A 702-nucleotide genomic window follows, 5' to 3' on the forward strand; every position below is an offset into this window, starting at 1 on the left:
CCAGCGGTGCCGTCCCAGGCGCTTGCTGCTCTCGACGCCGCGTCGGGCGATGCGCGGGATGACGTTGCGGTCGCGGCATTCGCGCCGGCAGCGCTGGTGATCGTAGGCCTTGTCGGCGTGGAGCTTGTCCGGTCTTCGGCGCGGTCGTCCGAGTGGTCCTTTGAGAGGCGGCACCGCGTCCAGCATGGTCTCGACCATCATGGAATCGTTGCGGTTGGCGCCGGTCAGACGGATGGCGAGCGGGGTGCCGTTGCGGTCGGTGAGGACATGGCGCTTGGTGCCTGCCCGCCCACGGTCCGTCGGGTTCGGGCCCGTCTCCTGGCCCCCCTTTTTGCCGGGAGGCTGGCGCTGTCCAGCGAAGCCCGGCTCCAGTCGATCTGTTTGGACCACGCCAACTCCTGCAAGACCGCATGAAGGAGCTTGTCCCATATCCCGGCGGCCTGCCAGTCGCGCAGACGCCGCCAGCAGGTCATCCCCGAGCCGCACCCCATCTCGACGGGCAGATACTCCCAGGGAATGCCGGTTCTCAGAACGAACAGGATGCCGGTCAGCGCTTCACGGTGACCAACAGGAGGGCGCCCGTTGCTGCCTGCCGGCTTGGGCGGCGGCAACAACGGTTCGATGATCGACCAAAGCCGATCCGGGACGAGGGGGCGTGCCATAGCCCCTTAACAGCCAAAACACCCTTTTGTTAGGTGCTCT

At 66.8% G+C, this 702-nt stretch carries 1 pseudogene; it reads right to left on the reverse strand.

Annotation, left to right across the window (positions count from 1 at the left end):
• Nucleotides 1-662: pseudogene (locus tag EJ913_RS32895) on the reverse strand (IS5 family transposase); the annotation flags it as partial.
• Between the last annotated feature and the right edge of the window lie 40 nt (nucleotides 663-702).

The sequence above is a fragment of the Azospirillum doebereinerae genome (assembly GCF_003989665.1).
GTDB lineage: Bacteria > Pseudomonadota > Alphaproteobacteria > Azospirillales > Azospirillaceae > Azospirillum > Azospirillum doebereinerae.